Source organism: Pseudomonas sp. (assembly GCF_036404235.1).
Lineage (GTDB): Bacteria > Pseudomonadota > Gammaproteobacteria > Pseudomonadales > Pseudomonadaceae > Aquipseudomonas.
This window is the reverse complement of record NZ_DASWOT010000033.1, coordinates 29,144-47,590: the sequence shown is the minus strand read 5'-3', so window position 1 is coordinate 47,590 and position 18,447 is coordinate 29,144. Positions and strand designations below refer to the sequence as shown.

Below are 18,447 nucleotides of genomic sequence, written 5' to 3'. Positions count from 1 at the left end.
CCCTTCCCCGTTGAGTCCTCAAACCGCTCTGCTTGCTGACATCCAGGCAAACATGTGCCTGCATTTAAGTTTCTCGGTAAGTATTCGGCGTAAAAGCAGTGGCCCTGCAGTCTGCGCCTTGTTCAGCCCTTTCAAACGCTACCCGCTCCTCACGAAAATCTGCTCCTGCTCCAGGCAGAAGTTCTGCCATAGCACATGCAACCGGCTGGCTTTACACAGTTGCAGGTATAGCAATCCCGGCCTATGTTCCAAGCAGGATACTGACTGCATAGGGCGCGCGAACGCTAGCCGTGGGCGCTGCCCAGCCCTTGCAAATTCTGCCGCGAGGTACACCGCATGTCGAACCCCTCCCGCCCCGCCGTGCTCGAACTGATCGGTAATACGCCGCTGGTGCGCGTCAGCCGCTTTGATACGGGCCCATGTACGTTGTTCCTCAAGCTCGAGTCGCAAAACCCCGGTGGATCGATCAAAGACCGCATTGGCCTTGCGATGATCGACGCCGCTGAGCGTGACGGTCGCCTGCGCCCAGGCGGCACCATCGTCGAGGCCACCGCAGGTAACACGGGGCTGGGGCTGGCCCTGGTTGGCCGAGCCAAGGGTTATCGGGTGGTGTTGGTGGTGCCGGATAAAATGTCCACCGAGAAGGTCTTGCACCTCAAGGCGATGGGCGCCGAAGTACACATCACCCGCTCAGATGTCGGCAAGGGTCATCCCGAGTACTACCAGGACGTTGCCGCGCGGATGGCACAGGACATTCCCGACGCCTTCTTCGCCGATCAGTTCAACAATCCGGCCAATCCGCTGGCCCATGAATGCAGCACCGCGCCGGAGATCTGGGCACAGACTCAGCATGATCTGGATGCCATTGTCGTCGGTGTCGGTTCGGCGGGTACGCTTACCGGGTTGACCCGTTTCTTTCGTCGCGTACAGCCGAACCTGAGCATGGTGCTAGCCGATCCGGTGGGTTCGGTGGTCGCCGAATACAGCCGCAGCGGCACCCTTGGGACGCCGGGCTCCTGGGCGGTGGAAGGCATCGGCGAAGACTTCATTCCGTCCATTGCCGACCTTTCCAGCGTCAGCCAGGCGTATTCGATCAGCGACGAGGAAAGTTTCGATCATGCTCGCCAGCTGCTGCGCGCCGAAGGCATTCTCGGCGGCTCTTCGACCGGCACATTGCTGGCAGCGGCGCTGCGCTACTGCCGCGAACAAACCGAGCCCAAACGCGTGGTCAGCTTCGTCTGTGACACCGGCACGCGCTACCTGTCGAAGGTCTACAACGACCAATGGATGACCGATCAGGGGCTGATGCAGCGCAAACGTTATGGTGATCTGCGCGACCTGATCGCGCGGCGTTTCGAGGACGGTCGTGTCATCAGCGTCAGCCCGGACGATACGCTGCTGACGGCCTTCCAGCGCATGCGTCTGGCCGATGTGTCGCAACTGCCGGTGCTGGCGGACGGACAACGGCTGGTCGGTGTGATCGATGAGTCCGATATTTTGCTTGGCGTCCATGAAGACGCTTCGCACTTACGTATGAGCGTGGCCAGTGCGATGACCGGCACGCCGGAAACTCTGCCGCCCAGTGCCAGCATGGCGCAGTTGCAAGCCGAGCTTGCTCGTGGGCTGGTCGCCTTTATCGCCGACGCCTCGGGCTTCCACGGCTTGATCACACGCGTTGACCTGCTTAACCACTTACGGAGATCCCTTACATGAGCCTGCACGATAAAGCTGCCCCACCACGCGCTTTCGGCACCCGTGTCATCCATGCCGGACAAGCGCCAGACCCGTCGACGGGCGCGCTGATGCCGCCGATTTACGCCAACTCTACGTATTTGCAAGAGAGCCCCGGCGTACACAAGGGTCTGGACTATGGTCGCTCGCACAACCCGACACGCTGGGCGCTGGAGCGCTGTGTGGCAGACCTTGAAGGCGGTACTCAAGCGTTCGCCTTCGCCTCTGGGCTGGCGGCGATCTCCACCGTGCTGGAGCTGCTCGACGCTGGCTCGCATATCGTCTCTGGCAATGACCTGTATGGCGGTACTTTCCGACTGTTCGACAAGGTGCGACAACGCAGCGCCGGTCATCGCTTCAGCTTCGTTGATCTGACGGACCTGTCAGCACTCGAAGCGGCGCTGCAGGACGATACCCGAATGGTCTGCGTTGAGACGCCAAGCAATCCCCTGTTACGCCTCACTGACCTCGCCGCCATTGCGCGCCTGTGCCGCGCTCGGGGCATTCTGTGTGTCGCCGACAACACCTTTGCCAGCCCGTGGATACAACGCCCCCTGGAATTGGGGTTCGATATCGTGGTGCATTCGACGACCAAGTACCTCAATGGCCACTCGGACGTGATTGGCGGGATCGCGGTGGTCGGGCAGAACCCAGAACTGGCACAAAGGCTGGGCTTCCTGCAGAACGCAGTGGGTGCGATCGCCGGGCCGTTCGACGCGTTTCTCACCCTGCGCGGCGTGAAAACTCTGGCATTGCGCATGGAGCGCCACTGCAGCAATGCGCTGGAGTTGGCGCAATGGCTGGAGCATCAGCCACAGGTAGCGCGGGTCTATTACCCAGGGCTGGCTTCGCACCCGCAGCAGGATCTGGCGCGCAGGCAAATGCGCGGATTCGGCGGGATGATATCCCTAGACCTGAACACCGATCTGGCGGGCGCTAGGCGTTTCCTTGAGAGCGTGCAAATCTTCGCCCTGGCCGAAAGCCTGGGTGGGGTGGAAAGTTTGATCGAGCATCCGGCGATCATGACTCACGCCACCATTCCCGCAGCAACTCGCGCTCAGCTCGGCATCGGTGATGCGCTGGTGCGTTTGTCGGTGGGCGTCGAGGATGTCGAAGACTTGCGCGCGGACCTGGCACAGGCATTGGCGCGGATTTGATCGGTAATGGCAATATAGCCTTGAATTTGACCAGCGTGCGCTGAAGGAATGACACAAGCTGGGAGATACGATCCGGCAGCAATTAATCGTGGTTTCCGGGGTGGATAGACGCAATTAATTCCGGTCGAAACACACGAGGATTGCAGGCCGGAAGGTTTATAAATGCAGGTCGTTACACCTAATGACACACCAGCCCGTCACCCACTTTCAAACTGTCCAGCAAGAATGCATTACTGTGCAGGTCCCACGCCCTCGCCTGCCCGCCTCGCGATTGCCAATCGCGGAGTCCCGCCTGCAGCAACTTCAGGCTTTTCTGATCCAGTTGGGCCAGGTAAATCCGGGCATCGGCGCTCGCTTCGAGGGTTTGCGGGAGGATTCGATAAAATCGCCAGTCGGGGGTTTGCAGCAGGCTTGTCAGCACCGTGCGCTCATCGGCCAGCAAACGGCACTCGCCCGCCATGAATGCAGTGGCAGCGCGGATGTTCGAAGGAAAGGTGTGAAGCTGGGCACCTTGACGCTGCAAAGCCGAGGCCCACGGACTGCCGAACGCAACGCAGACCGTTTGACCTTGCACCGACCCGCCAGCCTGCACCGTATTACGCAAAGACACCAACGCGCCTTTACGATAAGAGGAAGGCAGTTCGGTGAGTGCCGCTCGTTGCTGAGCAAGCTCAGGTAGATCAAGACTGCCCACGATCACCGCGTCCACTTCGCCCTTGCTTAAGATGCGCGGAATGTCTTTTTCAGGGAGTGCGACAAGACGTACCGCGATGCCCAGATACCGACCTAATGCCGCCGCCAGGTCACTGTCCATTTCGTCCGGTTCGGACACCAACGCTTGCGTGCTGTGGGTCGGCCTCGGATAACTGCGCACGCCGATGCGCAGTACCTGATTTTGCCGTGCCTGTTCGATCACCGGCCCGCCGCGCATATCGGGGGCATCAAGCATGGGTAGCAACCAGACCCAGCACACCGCCGCACCACCGACCAGCAAAGCCAGTGCGTAGCGTATCCAAACGAACGACTGGGCAGGATTAGCCAGCATGTTTCAGGCCGCGGCGCCAACGCGTGAAACGCCGTTCCAACAGCGCCAACAGGAAGTTGAGCAACAGTCCCACCACCGCCAGCAACAGGATGCCGGCGTACATGCTCGGAATCTGGAACACCTCTTGGGAGTTGAGCGTCAAAAAGCCCAGCCCCGAGTGCGCACCAATCATTTCTGCGGCCACCAGGGCGGTGATGCAATAGGCACCCGCCAGACGGACCCCGGTGAAAATCGAAGGCGAGGCGGAAGGCAGGACAATTTTCAGAAACAGAAAACGGCGATTAGCCCCCATGGACAACGCTGAGTTGATCAGCAATGTGTCTACCTGCTTCACGCCGCTGATGGTGCTTAACAGGATCGGCCAAAACGACGCCCAGAATATGATCGCCACTTTGGACATCTCGCCGATGCCCAGAAACAAAATGAACACAGGGAACAGCGCCAATGCTGAGGTCTGCCGGAAAAACTGCAGCAGTGGGTCGAGCACACGCTCCAGTCTGGCGAACCATCCCATCAGCAAACCCAAGGTGACGCCAGTAACGATTGCCAAGGCCAGGCCCGCGAGGGACCGAATCAGACTGGCCTGCAAGTGTTTGAACAACACCCCGCTTTTGGCCATGTCGATGATCGCCGCAACCACTGCCGTCGGAGGGCTGAGGTAACCCGGATTGACCACGCCCAGCCGCGGCAGCGCCTCCCATAGCGCCAGGAAAAGCACGATGCCGACAGAACTGTCGATCAGCCGACGCGAGGTTTTATTCCAACCCATGATTACACCCCAATCCGGTAGCCGCTGCGCTGCGCGACCTGTTGCCAACTCTCGTGTCGGGCAAGCTCATCGCGTTCTTGATCATCATCCATCGCCCCGCCCATGGCTTCGCGCAAAGACGTCCACGCCCGCTGGCGCAACTGCACGAATGCGTGGCTGTTGCGCAGCTGCGGCAACCGAGGACGCTCAAGGTCGATGTCGATGATTTCCTTGATTCGCCCTGGGCGCGGCGTCATGACCGCGACCCGGTCTGACAGGAAGATCGCCTCGTCCAGGCTGTGGGTAATGAACACGATGGTTTTCTTGTGCAGGTCCCAGATCCGCAGCAATTCGTCTTGCAGCGTTTCTCGGGTTTGTGCGTCGAGGGCGGCGAACGGTTCATCCATCAGTAAAACGTCTGGCTCGTATACCAACGAGCGGGCAATGGCTACGCGCTGGCGCATCCCGCCTGACAGCTCATGGGGATAACGCGAAGCAAACCCGGTCAGGCCCACCAAATCGAGGTATTCGCGGGCTTTTTCCAGGCGCTCGGCTTTGCCAACGCCACGGATCTCCAGCCCCACCGCAATGTTGTCGAGCACCGAACGCCAGGGCAACAACGCATAGCCCTGAAACACCACGCCCTGATTACGGTTGATCCCCTGCAATGGCTTGCCGTCAATCTCCAGCGTGCCGCCGGTTTTTTTCGCAAGCCCGGCAAGGATGTTAAGAAACGTGGATTTACCGCAGCCCGAAGGGCCAAGAATCGACAGAAACTCGCCTTCGCGCACCTGTAGATCAAAGTCGTTAAGTACCACCACCTGCTCGCTGCGCCCTGCCTCATCTTGCGCTTGGTATTCCATCTGTACGCCTGAGGCAGAGATCTTATGCACTGACCGCTCCTTCATTACACGTGAGCCTTGGCAAACGGGTTGAAATCATTGGTGTAGACGTCCTTGACCGAGACGGCACCGCGTTTCAGCTTGCCCTCGTTTTCCAGGATGTCGATGTAGTACTGAATGGGCGGCTCGGTGATCACCAGATCCTCGATGTAAGCGTAACGCTCGACCAATTCGAGCCGGGTGCCAATGCGTTCGGAAACGATTTTGCGGGCGTCATCGGGATTCGCGTTGACCCAGTTAGCCGCTTTGGCGATGGTCGCGACGAAATCACGAGTGGCCTCAGGGTTTTCCCGGCTGAATTTGCCAAACACTCTATAAGGCGCCATACCGCCGAGACCCTGATCAAGGTCGTAATCGCTCCAAAGTTTGCGCAACTCAGGATTGTGCTCTGCACCACCGGAAGCCGGTGGATGGATAATGGCGATATCGACGTTACCGCTGGCCAGGGTTTGTTCACCCTGGTTATCGGGGATGACTACCCAATTGATTTTATCGACATCAACCTGATGCTCACGCAGATACTTCTTGGTAACGAATTCGGCGCAGGCGCCAAAACTGTTGAAGCCAACGGTTTTGCCTTCCATGTCCTTGGGGGTAAAGATGCCGGAGTCAGCACGCACGAAATACTTCATGTGCGGCGCCTCTTGTAATGTCTTGCCACCGGCTGCGACCACTTTGAGGTCCAGGCCACTGGCAATGGCCGAGATCACTAACGGTACCATCCGCGTGCCGAAGTCAATTTCGCCGGTGCCGACCAACGGGATGATCTGCGGCGCGGCGATCTTGCCGATGTAGTTGGGGCGCGTGCGCGTGCCCTCGAAGTAACCCAGCGTATCGGCGAGGTACACCAGGTCAAACGCCGGGTTGTCCGGGTATTTGAAACTGACGACTTGATCGGCGCGATTTTTTATCACCGCAGGTGCGGCATTGACCACTTTGTCCGGCTTGTCACAGCCCGGTAACATCAATCCGGCCGCCCCGGCTGCGCCGAGTAAAGCGACCTGTTTGATAAAGTCTCTACGGCTGTTGCGCTCACGCAAGAAGGCCGGTATTTGCAGGTCGCTCATGGCAGCTCCATTTATTAGGCGGGTGGGTTTATAAAGCAACGAACAGACTGCGCCGAAGCTGTTGCGCTTAAGCACTTGCTTCGAAATATATGATTGCGGAGACGGCCACAGATAGTTCAATGACTGGCATTCAATGACTACAACGGGCGCGATATAGCAGTAGGCTGCGACGATAATGAATGACCTCACACCACGTCAATCGTCGACTATTTTTTGGCTATAACATTTTCAACTAAAGTTATGCATTAAGCTCCCCGCCAAGAGGGCAAGTGTTGATTGAGCAACAGCCAATAAACAGAAACCGTGATGCATGCACAGTGTTTACAAAAGTCCGGTTCGCGGTCATTGGTTGGCCTCCTTCCTTTAGTTACATGAGTTACGTGGTGTTTAAAAAATACTTTCCTAATCGGCATACGCATTGCAATCACAGAAGGATGAAGTTCAATGTCGGAAAGGGAATATTCTTATGACTCAACGTACTGATACGCTCAAACTCGGACTCTTCCTGCGCGCCACCGGCCACCACATCGCGGCATGGCGCGACAGTGGCTCACAGGCCGATGCCGGGGTTCGCCTGGATCACTATGTCGATCTGGCGCGCAAGGCAGAAGACGCCGGGTTCGATACTTTGTTTCTGGCCGACAGCGTGTCCATTCGTGGCATCGATTCGCCGAGTTTTGATCGAGTAATTGCCCCCAGCTTGAGTTTTGAGCCCTTGACCCTGCTCGGCGCCCTGGCCGCCGTGACCTCGCGCATCGGCCTGGTGGCGACCGCCAGCACCAGCTATAGCGAACCCTATAACCTGGCCCGTCAGTTTGCATCGCTGGACCAGATCAGCGGCGGCAGGATCGGCTGGAATCTGGTCACCAGCAGCGATCCGGAAGCGGCGAAGAATTTCGGCACCTCCAGCCAACCGGCTCAGGCGGCCCATGCTGATCGATACAGCCGGGCCCGAGAGTTCCATCAAGTGGTCGACACACTGTGGGACAGTTGGGAAGACGACGCCTTGTTGGTGGACAAAGCCAACGGCGTGTTCATCGACCGCAACAAACTCCACTTCACCCATCATGAAGGCGAGCATTTCAACGTGCGCGGGCCGTTGAACGTGTTGCGGTCCCCGCAAGGCAAGCCCGTTCTAGTGCAAGCAGGCGCGTCTGAAGACGGTCGTGCGTTGGCGGCCGCCACCGCCGAAGCCATCTTTGCCGCGCACCAGAATCTTGCCGACGCGCAAGCGTTCTACAGCGATATCAAATCCCGTGCGGCGGTGTCGGGGCGTCATCCCGAGCATATAAAGATCCTGCCTGGCGTGACCATATTCACCGCGCCGACCTCGACTGAGGCACATGCCAAGCATCAACGCTTGCAAGATCTGGTGCATCCGCAGGTGGGTCTGGACTTGCTGTCCGGCTTGCTGGGCGGCGTCGATCTTTCGCATCTGCCGCTGGACGGCCCGTTGCCTAAAGAGTTGCCCGCCACCAACGCTTCCAAAAGCCGCCAGCAGTTGATTGTGCAATTGGCTGCCGAAGGCCTGAGCATTCGCGAGCTGTACCTGAAACTGGCCGGCGCGCGTGGTCACTGGACGCTGGTGGGCTCCCCTACCGAGGTGGTCGACCAGTTGCAAGCGTGGTTCGAAGGGTACGGCGCAGATGGCTTCAACATCTTGCCGCCGACGTATCCCGAGGGCCTGGACGACTTCATTGCCCTGATCCTGCCTGAACTGCGGCGTCGTGGCTTGGTGCCAGTCGATGGCCCCAAAGGCAGGACGCTACGCGAACGCCTGGGACTGCCTTATCCGGCGCACCCGGCGACGTTGCAGCGTGAACATGAGCAGTCGGTCGCCCTGTGAACTCGAATCTTTTTTGAGTGCTCAAACACCTGGAAAACGCCGCGGCCCTCATCTGCCAGCATCCAGAATATGAACATATTGATATGCCTTATTGGTATTTAAAATAACGTATTTATAGCTATAAAGTCGGTTCGACCAAGGACGGCGCACAAGGCCCCTGTCCATTTGTTAACGGAGCGTTTCATGTCCAAAGCTCGTTTGGGGTTACCGCGCCTGGGGCGGTTGAGTGCAGCGGTGGTGTTGGCTGCAAGCGTCGTTACAGGAAATTTGATCACCCCTGAGGTGGCTCAGGCAGAAGGCCAGCTTCGTATCGCCGAACAGTTCGGTGTGGTTTATCTGCTGCTCAATGTTGCTCGCGACCAACAGCTCATCGAAAAACACGGCAAGCAAGCCGGTGTCGACATCAAGGTCGACTGGACGCAATTGTCCGGAGGCTCTGCGGTCAACGATGCATTACTGGCGGGTGCTGTCGACGTCGCAGGGGCCGGTGTCGGACCGCTGCTGACGATCTGGGACCGCACGCACGGCAAACAGAATGTGAAAGCGGTTGCCTCACTCGGTAACTTTCCCTACTACCTGGTAAGTAACAACCCGAACGTCAAAACGATCGCGGACTTCACCGAAAAAGACCGCATTGCGGTGCCCGCGGTGGGTGTCTCGGTTCAGTCGCGCTATTTGCAATTGGCCTCGGCCAAGTTGTGGGGCGATGCCGAGTACGCCCGTCTGGACAAATACACCGTCAACCTGCCTCACCCGGACGCCAGTGCCGCAATCAGATCGGGCGGCACCGAGCTGACCGGACATTTTTCCAACCCACCCTTCCAGGAGCAGGAACTGGAAAACAAGAATGTTCACGTCGTCCTTAACTCCTACGACGTATTAGGCCCGAACTCGCCGACGCTGCTATTCGCGACAGAAAAATTCCGCGAAGAAAACCCCAAGACCTACCAGGCGTTCATCGAGGCGCTGGTCGAAGCCGCAGATTACATCAAGCGCGACAAACCAGGGGCGGCCGACACCTACATCCGCGTCACCAAAGCCAGTATTGATCGTGCGCAACTGATCAAGATTATCGAGAACCCGCAATTCGAGTTCACGATCAACCCGAAAAACACTTACCCGCTCGCCGAGTTCCTCTACCGGGTCGGGGCCATCAAGAACAAGCCAGCGTCCTGGAAGGATTACTTCTTCCAGGATTCAAAGTTGCTTGAAGGCAGTTAATGCTTGACCTGCTGGGCCAGCGGACCTGTCGATACAGACAGGTTCGCCTGGTTATCCGGGCATGAACTACAAAATCACCCTTCACCCAATCCCCGCAGATAAACCCAGGGATAGATGCTGTGGCCCAGGGTTTCGATCAGTGCATCGACGCCCACGACATAACATGGCATGCAGGCGCACTAAAGCAAACAGCCCACCCACTGTTGCTCTGGCAACAGCCATCTAACAAAAAGTTGTCCTGAGCTCTTTTTATCGACACCACTCGCGGCCTTATCGCGGCTTATTCGGCTTATTCGGCTGATGGATAACTGGAGTAGTTTTTGCATTAGCTTCATGAAACCCATGTGCGCCCTGATAGATAAAGGGCTCGTATGGTGGCTGACAAAGGCCAAAAGCCTGTGTATCAGGCACATAGATGACCATTACCTGCCGGTACGAGGCCGGGAAAATCAAGTTAAGACGAGGTGAGTACGCGTGACTGTCAAGTTACTGAACGCCCGGCTGGCGCCGCTGGAAATCGCCCGCGAACTGGCGATCGAATTCGCACGCACTGCCGTTGAACGGGACGCCCGTGGCGGAACGCCCAAGGCCGAACGCGATAAGTTACGCAGCAGCGGCCTGCTGGCATTGAGTATCCCTGGCCAGTTTGGCGGCCTGGATGCGACGTGGTCTGAAACCTTTGAAATCGTGCGCGAGTTTGCGCGGGTCGATAGCTCAATCGCTCACGTGTTCGGATTTCATCACCTGATGCTGGCGACCGTCAGGCTGTTCGCCAAGCCCTCGCAGTGGCAGACCTGGTTCCGACTCACGGCGAGTAAAAACTGGTTCTGGGGCAATACGCTTAACCCGCTGGACACCCGCACGGTTGTCAGAAACAGGGACGGTTGGCGCGAGTTCTCCGGCAAGAAGAGCTTTTGCTCCGGCGCCAGTGATTCAGAGATGCTCATCGCCTCGGCCGTGGACGAAGCGGCTGGCGGCAAGCTGCTCATCGCCGCCATTCCCAGCAAGCGTACCGGCATCACCCAGCACAATGACTGGCACAACATGGGCCAGCGCCAGACCGACAGCGGCAGTGTGACCTTTGAGCGCGTGCGGGTCGAAGAGTCCGATCTGCTGTTGGAGCCCGGGCCTTTGAGCACGCCCTTCGCGTGTCTGCGGCCGCTGATCGCTCAATTGCACTTTGCCAATGTTTTCCTGGGGATCGCTGAAGGTGCCTTTGAGGAGGCTCGTAAATACACCCTTGAAGAAACCCGGCCGTGGTTTCGGTCCACCTCGCCGCACAACAACCAGGACCCTTACATTCTCAGTCACTACGGTGACTTCTGGGTGGCGCTGCAAAGTACACGCTTGTTGGTCGAGCGCGCGGGCGCTGTGCTTGACACTGCATGGGCCAAAGGTTCGGCCTTGACCGGCGAAGAAAGAGGTGAAGTCGCGATTGCCATTGCCACCGCCAAAGTGTCCGCCAGTCGAAATGGCCTGGAGCTGTGTAGCAAGGTCTTCGAAGTCACCGGCGCGCGTGCCACTCACGCCTCCGTTGCTCTCGACAGGCACTGGCGCAACCTGCGCACTCAGAGCCTGCATGACCCGCTGGATTACAAACTACAAGAATTGGGCGACTGGGCACTTAACGGCACGCCCCCCATCCCGACATTCTATTCATAGGGATTGAGATGCGATTGTTGACATTACCCCCCTCACCCGCTCTGGCCACCTCGATCCGGGCGACTGCGCAAGTCTTTGAAGACCCCAAGTCCAAAGCCTTGCTCCAGCACCTGCAACAAGTTGCGCCGAGCGAAGCAAGCGTGCTGATCATTGGTGAAACCGGCACCGGAAAGGAACTGGTCGCCCGTCATATCCATAACCTGAGTGCGCGCAAGACCCAGCCCTTTGTGGCCGTGAACTGCGGTGCGTTCTCTGAGTCGCTGGTGGAGGCCGAGCTGTTTGGTCATGAAAAAGGTTCCTTCACCGGCGCCCTGACCGCCAAGGCCGGTTGGTTTGAAGAAGCCAACGGTGGGACGCTGTTTCTCGATGAAATCGGCGATCTGCCAATGCCCATACAGGTCAAGCTGTTGCGTGTATTGCAGGAGCGAGAGGTGGTGCGGCTGGGCTCGCGCAAGAGCATTGCGATCAACGTGCGGGTGTTGGCGGCAACCAATGTGCAGTTGGAAAAGGCGATCAACGCCGGGCACTTTCGCGAAGACCTGTTTTACCGGCTCGACGTGGTCAACATCGAACTCACCCCGCTCAGGGAACGTCCCGGGGACATCCTGCCGCTGGCGCGCTACTTCATCGACACCTACAGCCGCAGACTCGGCTATGGAGACGTTACGCTGAGCCCCGAAGCCGAGCATAAGCTGACCCACTACAGTTGGCCCGGCAATATTCGCGAGCTTGAAAACGTCATCCACCACACGCTGTTGATCTGCCGCGACGGGGTTATCCAGAGCGACGACCTGCGCATGTCCAATTTACGCATCGAGCGTCAGGACGACAGCACGGCAATCGACCCGTCGGCAGATGGGCTGCTGGAGCGTGCATTCCAGCAGTTGTTTGAAGAACAGGTAACCGATCTGCACGAGAAGGTCGAACACAGTCTGTTACGCGCAGCCTATCGTTTCTGCCACCACAACCAGGTACACACGGCCAATTTGCTGGGATTGAGCCGCAACGTGACGCGCACGCTGCTGATCAACCTGGGAGAGCTGAAGGTCAACAAGCGCAGGTCGCAAACACCACCAAAAGATGAGCGGGTGCTGCAACTGTCTATCTGATCTCACAGTCGCTCGGTGGAGTCATCGTCGAGCCATTCATCGCGTAGAGCCTGGGCACCCTTGTGGGTGTCCGGGGCTATGCTTGCCTTGGCGTTTAGCCGCCCTCACCGCCCCCAAAAAACTGCCATGGGCCGATCCTGCGCGGCGAACAGGCGCATTGGCTGCAATCACAATCCAATAGCGGTTGCTAAGCTCAAAATGGAATTACTAAATGAAAACTCAGTATTTATAGAACTATGCGATCCGGGATTATGGTGAGTTCCACTTGAACATCCTGCCAATAGAGAACTGCCTCATGCACGCTTCTGAAAACGTCGTTGACTTCACTCTGTTCCGAAAGCGCCGCCAGGCAAGAATCACGGCTCAGCTGATGTGGGCAATGTATGCATCCCGGATGGGGCTTGCGACGTTTACCGTGCAATCGACGACAGGGTCCGGCAAAACGCGTCAGGCATGAGGCAATGAATTATTTGCACACGGTCGATGAAGATGAAGCCGCTCCAGGCGTAAAGGCGTGCAACACCTCGGACGATGACTTGATAGGCCAGCGTGTTGCACAAAATCTGCAGCGATTGCGCAGCAAACGCTACTTGTCGCTGGATGCATTGGCCCGCGCATGCGGTGTGAGCCGGGCGATGCTGGCGCAAATTGAATCCGGGCGCAGTGTGCCGTCGATCAAAGTGCTCTGCAAAATTGCCAAGGGGCTGAAAGTCTCGGTCGCCGCTTTCCTCGATAACCGGGCATTTGAAGGCGTCGAATTGTTACCTGCCCAACAGAGCAAACGCCTGGTCAGCGCCAATGGCGTCTTCGTTAGCCGAGCGCTCTTTCCCTACGATATGGCGCGCCAATCGGAGTTTTACGAAATACGCTTGAGCGCACTGGGCGAAGAGTTTTCAGAGGGCCACGGAGCGGGTATTCAAGAAAACCTGGTGGTCGCCCAAGGCGTCCTCGAAGTCAGCGTCAATCAAGAGCGTTATCTGCTGTCTACCGGCGACTCGATCCTGTTTTATGCAGACCAGCCCCATCGTTACCGCAACCCCGCCGACAGTGAAGCGGTTGCGTTTCTGGTGATGACCTACCCGGAACGCCTGGATTGAATCGCTCAATTGAATTAAAAAAGCCCTGACGCCGAAACGTCAGGGCTTTTGTATGTCGGTTTGCAGCAAGCCCGTTAGCTTATTGCCAGGCGGCTCAGCAAGTGCAGCACATCATGGGCATGCCGTTGCAGCTCATCATCATTGGCATTGCGCAATCGTTCATCATTTTCATCATCAGCGCGCAGCAATTGTTCATCATTTCCATGCTCATGCCAGGCATTGGCATCATCTTGCACTTCATGCAGTCAGCTTCAACGGTGCATTCCATCATGCACTTCATCAGTGGCATGGGCATGCCCATCGGCATCATCATCGGCATGTTCATGGTGGACATCATGTTCATCATCGCCATGCCGTCTTCGGACATGCACATCATCGACATATTGCCGCAATGCATCATCATCGGCATGCCGCAATTGATCATCATCGCCATCATGTCAGCGTTGTTCTTGAACATCGCCATGTCCATGCCTGCGGCAGGTTTCATGGTGCACATCATGGCGTCGGAAGTCATCTCGCACTTCATGGTCGCCATCATCATTGGCATGCCCATCATTGGCATCATCGGCATGGACGTGTTCATCGGCATTTGCATTGCATTCATCATGTTCGAAACTCCGTAATCGACAGTAATGTTCTAAATTCTTGAGCCAATTCTAGAGACACAACACAACCGCGCAAGGTGTTAGCCCAGCGCCAGCAATTGGCGCTGTGTGGAGTTTTATCGTCCAAACACATCGGTAAAATCCGCTACAGCGTCTTTTATAGTGTTTAAGCATCTTTATATGACGATATAGCCAAGTTAATCGTGCAGTAGATATTTCCTAAAGGAATAGCAACCTACCAGAAGGAAATAAACGTTCTAACCAGCACAAAACAATTACGGTCAGTTGCCGTTTGGCGGACTGAAGCTACGTCAAGCCCCTGTTTGTGTGCTTTTTTAGTGAGAGGGGCGACAGCTATATCCTTAGCGTTCAAAAGTCTAATCTCGACCCTGTATCCAACGGTAAAGTAAACGTCGCGTCTATGTTGAAGGACCGATGTCATGCCCTCAATCGCAAAAGACGTTGCCAGAATCAATGGCGTCAGTGCTTTGGATTTACGCCCCTTCAGGCAATCATTCTGAAGCGACGGGGATCGACTGGAGGAGTTTTTCCATGGGTATTCATCAGCAAAATCTCGGGCCTGTATCCGTCATCGGCGAGCTCAACTACCTGCTGGACAACGGCATACGGCCGATCAATTACGCCTTCGCGCAGCCCGAAGGCCAGCCGCAACGCACGGGCATCTTGCAGCCGACTCGGGTCGATATTCATAACGCCCGCTTGCTCGCAAGCCCGGCCACCCTCGATGCGCAAGGATTCGAACGGGTTGAGCAACCCAGTTCAGTGTCGAACCTGGAAGACGAAGAGCAGGTGCGACAGCGCTATTACGCCGAATCCGATGCTTTGATTCGCGCCCACACCGGCGCCGTCAAAACCGTTATTTTCGATCACACCATTCGCATCGATCAGCCGGGCAGAGAAGCAGCCGGGTTGCGCGAGCCGGTACGTTATGTCCATAACGATCAGACCGAGCGTTCTGCCATACGCCGGGTGCGTGACCACTTGCCCGCCGAAGAGGCCGAGCAGCGCCTGCTCAAACGTTTCGCGATCATCAACCTGTGGCGCCCCGTCGGGGGGCCGATTTTTACCACACCGCTGGCGTTGTGTGATGCCCGCACCCTCGATCCGGCCGATTTCCTGCCCAGCGACTTGGTGTATCGCGACAAGGTAGGGGAAACCTTTTCGCTGCGCGCCAACCCGAATCATCGCTGGTATTACTACCCTCAGTTGCGCCCCGAAGAAGCGCTGTTGCTGAAAATCTACGACTCGCGGACCGACGGCGTTGCCAGGGCGGGTGCGCACACCGCCTTTGACGACCCCACCACGCCGGTCGATGCCCCGCCGCGGCGTAGCATCGAATTACGCGCGCTGGTGTTCTTTGCCGATTAAGACGGTTTTGGTGCAGACCGGGAGTTTGCCTGTGCGCAGATCAACGACTTCAGTGCGCCTAGCCAGGTGGCGAGTGTCGGGTCAACCATGCGCTGTCTCCTTATTTATCAAATATGCACCCAGGACATCACTTCGCTGGACGTTCCATTCGCCAAGGGCCACAGAGGTGTATCGCGGCAGTCATGTGCGGCAGGCGGGTTATCCGTGTCAGTGGCTTTTGAGCATCCTGCTAACGCAAAGCGTCGCGCTTGGCGAAGATGCCTGCCATTTGCACCGCGTTCTCAGTTCCCCAGGTACACAGCGGCACAATCGCGTCGGCCAAGCTGCGACCGAGCGGGGTCAACGCGTAGTCCACACGCGGCGGCACTTCCTTGTAGTCGGTCCGCGCTAGCACGCGATCGGCTTCCAGATCCTTCAATTGCTGGATCAGCACCTTGTCGCTGACGCCCGGGATCAAGCGCTTGAGCTCGCCGTAGCGCTTCGGGTTGTCGCGCAGGAAAAAAAGGACCAGCGGTTTCCACTTGCCCGAGATGATGCGCAGCGTGGCATTGAGCCCGCAGCCGGTACCGCAGATTTCAGAAGACGTCGTCATTTTTTGATACTTACCAAAAGGTGCATACTTGTACTTAGGTTATCAGGGCTGCATCCTCTTCCTCAAGCAAGCAATTTCCTGCTTGTGTACAACTCCAACGAAGGATGCACGACATGACCAGGCTGAATGGAAAGACCGCCGTGATCACCGGCGGGGCTACCGGCATCGGCCGCGCCGCAGCAAAGCGCTTCATCGAAGAGGGCGCCTTCGTCTTCATCTTTGGCCGCCGGCAAGAAGCGCTCGACGCCGCTGTGGCCGACCTCGGGCCCAATGCCCGCGCGGTAAAGGGCTCGGTTTCCAATGAGTCCGACCTCGACCGACTCTACGCGGCGGTGAAGGCCGAGCGTGGAACCCTCGACATCGTCTTCGCCAATGCGGGGGCGGGAAGCCAGCTTGAGCTCGGCAAAATCACCGCCGAGCACATTGACGAAATCTTCGACACCAACGTGAAGGGGTTGATCTTCACGGTCCAGAAGGCACTGCCGCTGATGAGCCAGGGCGGTTCGATCATCCTGACCGGATCAAGCGCTGGCACGACGGGCGCCCCGGCATTCAGCGCCTACAGCGCGAGCAAAGCGGCAGTGCGCAACCTTGCGCGGACCTGGGCGCAGGACCTGAAGGGCACCGGCATCCGGGTAAACGTGCTGTCGCCCGGGCCGACTGCGACCGAACTCGCCAAGCAAGCGCTAGGCGAGGAAGGCATGAAGGTCTTCGCCTCGCTCAATCCGCTCCAGCGCATGGCCGATCCGGCGGAGATCGGAGCGGTGGCCGCCTTTCTCGCCTCGCAGGACAGCAGCTTCATGACCGCCAGCGAGGTTGCCGTCGACGGCGGCCTGGCGCAAATCTGACACGCTACGCCCGGCCCTCACGACCTGGAAGGGAAAGATCATCATCGATGTAACCAGTGCCTGCGGCGTGCCCCTGAGGAACTGGGAGGTGAGCCTTCTTCCAAGGTCGTCGCGCAGGCCTTCACGGGTGCAAGACTGGTTATGGGCTTCAACGTGGGCGAAGGGCAACTCCAGTCCGGTGCCACAACCGGCTGGGCCATATCGGGTGTCGGCGTAGTCCCGCAAAACTCGGTGCTGGCGTCATCATGAAATAAAAAACACCCGCCGCAGATGCTTCGACACAGTCTGGGCGAGTGCCTTTTTCACGCCATCACTGGAGCACGATTTCATCCTTGATTGCCCATGCTTGTTGCAATGGCAATGGATCGATCCAACTGTCGATGTCGAAATCCTTGTCGATAAAACCTTCGGCCAGCAGGAAATCCTTTTGTCGACGCAAGCCTTCGACGTACACCTCTGAAAGCTTGGGTTCGAACGACACATGCAGCTGATTACCGAACGCCAGCAGCACGCTGTCTTCATCGGTTCCGGTTTCTGCGGCGATGGTGGTCACCACCTCATGTGGATGATCCTTGGCCCACTCGGCGGTCTTCAACAGCACAGCCAGGTAACGCGCCACGATCTGGGGCGAATCGATCAGGGTCTGCCGGTCGACGGTAATCGGGCGCGGCGAACCTGCGCTCAGGCGCAGCAACGGGTCTTCCTGTTCGTTGATGTTGATGATCGGTCGCAAGCCTTGGGCCAACGCGCGCGCACTCCCCGCGCCCTTAATGAAAATGGCGTCGACAGTGCCGTTGAGTAACGCCAGTGTCGGGATGGCGTGATGGTCCTCGCGGGTCTTGGAAACTTCCTTGAGGTCCCATTCTGGCGAGGCGATGTCCACGAACTCGACGCTGTCGCGTGGTACGCCGCCCAATTGCAAGGCTGTCAGCAGCCCACGCAGACCTTCGGCGCGCCCAACGTCCACCAGGTCGCTGGCAGCCTTGCGCACCACACCGAGCTTGCGCCCGCGTAAATCGGCGACCGTCTTGATATCGCTGTCGCCACGGACAAACACCTGCTGTTCTTCATCGACCCAGGTGATGCCGACCACGACCGTGTCCTGGCCCAGTGCGCGAGCCCAGATCGGCGGCACGTTACCGCCCTCGCGGAAGCTGCCGGCCAGGCTGTGACGAAAGTGTGACTCGCGCACTGCGCGGTCCTGCGACGCGCGGATCGAATCGAGCGTGATGCCGTGGCGAGCGAATTCGTTCTGCAGCCAGTGCTTGTGCTGCGCGATGCCCGAGGTGGTGGGCACCGGGCAACGGGTGTACCAGATCGTGGCAGGTGCGGCGTTGCTTGAATCGTGTGGCGTTTGTTTGAGCAGTGCTTCAGACATGATCTATCTCCTGAATGGGTTCGCTTGGCGAGTGGAAAGTGCAAGCCCGA

16 protein-coding genes are annotated in these 18,447 nt (G+C 57.9%); 10 read left to right on the top strand and 6 right to left on the bottom strand.

All coding sequences use genetic code 11. The features are described 5' to 3' along the window. Window positions 1-336: 336 nt before the first annotated feature. Together VGC62_RS04440 and VGC62_RS04435 are read left to right on the top strand one after the other, a co-directional pair. Window positions 337-1,713, top strand: coding sequence for a cystathionine beta-synthase (locus VGC62_RS04440; protein ID WP_331185856.1), 1,377 nt, complete (start codon window positions 337-339; stop codon window positions 1,711-1,713). Further along, complete coding sequence (locus VGC62_RS04435) at window positions 1,710-2,888, top strand: PLP-dependent aspartate aminotransferase family protein (protein ID WP_331185855.1); 1,179 nt, start codon at window positions 1,710-1,712, stop codon at window positions 2,886-2,888. Before VGC62_RS04440 ends, VGC62_RS04435 begins: the two co-directional genes overlap by 4 nt. Before the next feature lie 178 nt (window positions 2,889-3,066). On the opposite strand, the gene VGC62_RS04430 is transcribed toward VGC62_RS04435, so the two are convergent. From VGC62_RS04430 to VGC62_RS04415, 4 genes are read right to left on the bottom strand one after another with little or no spacing between them, the layout of a single operon-like run. After that, complete coding sequence (locus tag VGC62_RS04430) at window positions 3,067-3,933, bottom strand: transporter substrate-binding domain-containing protein (protein ID WP_331185854.1); 867 nt, start codon at window positions 3,931-3,933, stop codon at window positions 3,067-3,069. Continuing rightward, on the bottom strand, window positions 3,923-4,702 hold the full coding sequence (locus VGC62_RS04425; protein WP_331185853.1) for an ABC transporter permease: 780 nt from the start codon (window positions 4,700-4,702) through the stop codon (window positions 3,923-3,925). The genes VGC62_RS04430 and VGC62_RS04425 overlap by 11 nt, the downstream gene beginning before the upstream one ends. A 2-nt stretch (window positions 4,703-4,704) precedes the next feature. Then, on the bottom strand, window positions 4,705-5,574 hold the full coding sequence (locus VGC62_RS04420) for an ABC transporter ATP-binding protein (protein WP_331185852.1): 870 nt from the start codon (window positions 5,572-5,574) through the stop codon (window positions 4,705-4,707). A 14-nt stretch (window positions 5,575-5,588) separates the two neighbouring features. Beyond that, window positions 5,589-6,650, bottom strand: coding sequence for an ABC transporter substrate-binding protein (locus tag VGC62_RS04415; RefSeq protein ID WP_331185851.1), 1,062 nt, complete (start codon window positions 6,648-6,650; stop codon window positions 5,589-5,591). Between the two features lie 466 nt (window positions 6,651-7,116). Between VGC62_RS04415 and VGC62_RS04410 the strand changes: the two genes are divergently transcribed. From VGC62_RS04410 to VGC62_RS04380, 7 genes are all read left to right on the top strand, one after another. Next, window positions 7,117-8,496: an LLM class flavin-dependent oxidoreductase gene (locus VGC62_RS04410; RefSeq protein WP_331185850.1), complete on the top strand. Its 1,380-nt coding sequence runs from the start codon at window positions 7,117-7,119 to the stop codon at window positions 8,494-8,496. Between the two features lie 183 nt (window positions 8,497-8,679). Then, the gene (locus VGC62_RS04405) at window positions 8,680-9,717 is read left to right on the top strand and encodes an ABC transporter substrate-binding protein (RefSeq protein WP_331185849.1); all 1,038 of its coding nucleotides are present in this window, start codon (window positions 8,680-8,682) and stop codon (window positions 9,715-9,717) included. A gap of 474 nt (window positions 9,718-10,191) precedes the next feature. After that, window positions 10,192-11,379: an acyl-CoA dehydrogenase family protein gene (locus VGC62_RS04400; protein WP_331185848.1), complete on the top strand. Its 1,188-nt coding sequence runs from the start codon at window positions 10,192-10,194 to the stop codon at window positions 11,377-11,379. Between the two features lie 8 nt (window positions 11,380-11,387). After that, a complete protein-coding gene (locus tag VGC62_RS04395) occupies window positions 11,388-12,488 on the top strand; it encodes a sigma-54 dependent transcriptional regulator (RefSeq protein ID WP_331185847.1) in 1,101 nt (366 codons plus the stop codon). A gap of 461 nt (window positions 12,489-12,949) precedes the next feature. Beyond that, entirely contained in the window at window positions 12,950-13,585 is a 636-nt protein-coding gene (locus tag VGC62_RS04390; protein ID WP_331185846.1) for an XRE family transcriptional regulator, read from the top strand. Between the two features lie 101 nt (window positions 13,586-13,686). Further along, window positions 13,687-14,208 carry a hypothetical protein gene (locus VGC62_RS04385; RefSeq protein WP_331185845.1) on the top strand — a complete coding sequence of 174 codons (522 nt, stop codon included), beginning with the start codon at window positions 13,687-13,689 and terminating at the stop codon, window positions 14,206-14,208. Between the two features lie 534 nt (window positions 14,209-14,742). Continuing rightward, complete coding sequence (locus VGC62_RS04380) at window positions 14,743-15,579, top strand: CmcJ/NvfI family oxidoreductase (RefSeq protein WP_331185844.1); 837 nt, start codon at window positions 14,743-14,745, stop codon at window positions 15,577-15,579. Between the two features lie 229 nt (window positions 15,580-15,808). Here the strand turns inward: VGC62_RS04380 and VGC62_RS04375 are convergent, their stop codons facing one another. Continuing rightward, window positions 15,809-16,171, bottom strand: a complete 363-nt coding sequence (locus VGC62_RS04375; RefSeq protein WP_331185843.1) for a helix-turn-helix domain-containing protein — start codon at window positions 16,169-16,171, stop codon at window positions 15,809-15,811. A 113-nt stretch (window positions 16,172-16,284) separates the two neighbouring features. On the opposite strand from VGC62_RS04375, the gene VGC62_RS04370 reads away from it, so the two are divergent. Next, window positions 16,285-17,019, top strand: coding sequence for an SDR family oxidoreductase (locus tag VGC62_RS04370; protein WP_331185842.1), 735 nt, complete (start codon window positions 16,285-16,287; stop codon window positions 17,017-17,019). 310 nt (window positions 17,020-17,329) lie between these two features. Here the strand turns inward: VGC62_RS04370 and VGC62_RS04365 are convergent, their stop codons facing one another. Continuing rightward, on the bottom strand, window positions 17,330-18,397 hold the full coding sequence (locus tag VGC62_RS04365; protein WP_331185841.1) for an ABC transporter substrate-binding protein: 1,068 nt from the start codon (window positions 18,395-18,397) through the stop codon (window positions 17,330-17,332). Between the last annotated feature and the right edge of the window lie 50 nt (window positions 18,398-18,447).

Excerpts from the sequence above, each read along its gene's own strand:
- VGC62_RS04390 (WP_331185846.1), top strand. The coding sequence starts at position 12,950 with ATGAATTATTTGCACACGGTCGATGAAGATGAAGCCGCTCCAGGCGTA.
- VGC62_RS04375 (WP_331185843.1), bottom strand. The coding sequence starts at position 16,171 with ATGACGACGTCTTCTGAAATCTGCGGTACCGGCTGCGGGCTCAATGCC.
- VGC62_RS04415 (WP_331185851.1), bottom strand. The coding sequence starts at position 6,650 with ATGAGCGACCTGCAAATACCGGCCTTCTTGCGTGAGCGCAACAGCCGT.
- VGC62_RS04370 (WP_331185842.1), top strand. The coding sequence starts at position 16,285 with ATGACCAGGCTGAATGGAAAGACCGCCGTGATCACCGGCGGGGCTACC.
- VGC62_RS04410 (WP_331185850.1), top strand. The coding sequence starts at position 7,117 with ATGACTCAACGTACTGATACGCTCAAACTCGGACTCTTCCTGCGCGCC.
- VGC62_RS04365 (WP_331185841.1), bottom strand. The coding sequence starts at position 18,397 with ATGTCTGAAGCACTGCTCAAACAAACGCCACACGATTCAAGCAACGCC.
- VGC62_RS04440 (WP_331185856.1), top strand. The coding sequence starts at position 337 with ATGTCGAACCCCTCCCGCCCCGCCGTGCTCGAACTGATCGGTAATACG.
- VGC62_RS04435 (WP_331185855.1), top strand. The coding sequence starts at position 1,710 with ATGAGCCTGCACGATAAAGCTGCCCCACCACGCGCTTTCGGCACCCGT.
- VGC62_RS04395 (WP_331185847.1), top strand. The coding sequence starts at position 11,388 with ATGCGATTGTTGACATTACCCCCCTCACCCGCTCTGGCCACCTCGATC.
- VGC62_RS04430 (WP_331185854.1), bottom strand. The coding sequence starts at position 3,933 with ATGCTGGCTAATCCTGCCCAGTCGTTCGTTTGGATACGCTACGCACTG.
- VGC62_RS04425 (WP_331185853.1), bottom strand. The coding sequence starts at position 4,702 with ATGGGTTGGAATAAAACCTCGCGTCGGCTGATCGACAGTTCTGTCGGC.
- VGC62_RS04405 (WP_331185849.1), top strand. The coding sequence starts at position 8,680 with ATGTCCAAAGCTCGTTTGGGGTTACCGCGCCTGGGGCGGTTGAGTGCA.
- VGC62_RS04380 (WP_331185844.1), top strand. The coding sequence starts at position 14,743 with ATGGGTATTCATCAGCAAAATCTCGGGCCTGTATCCGTCATCGGCGAG.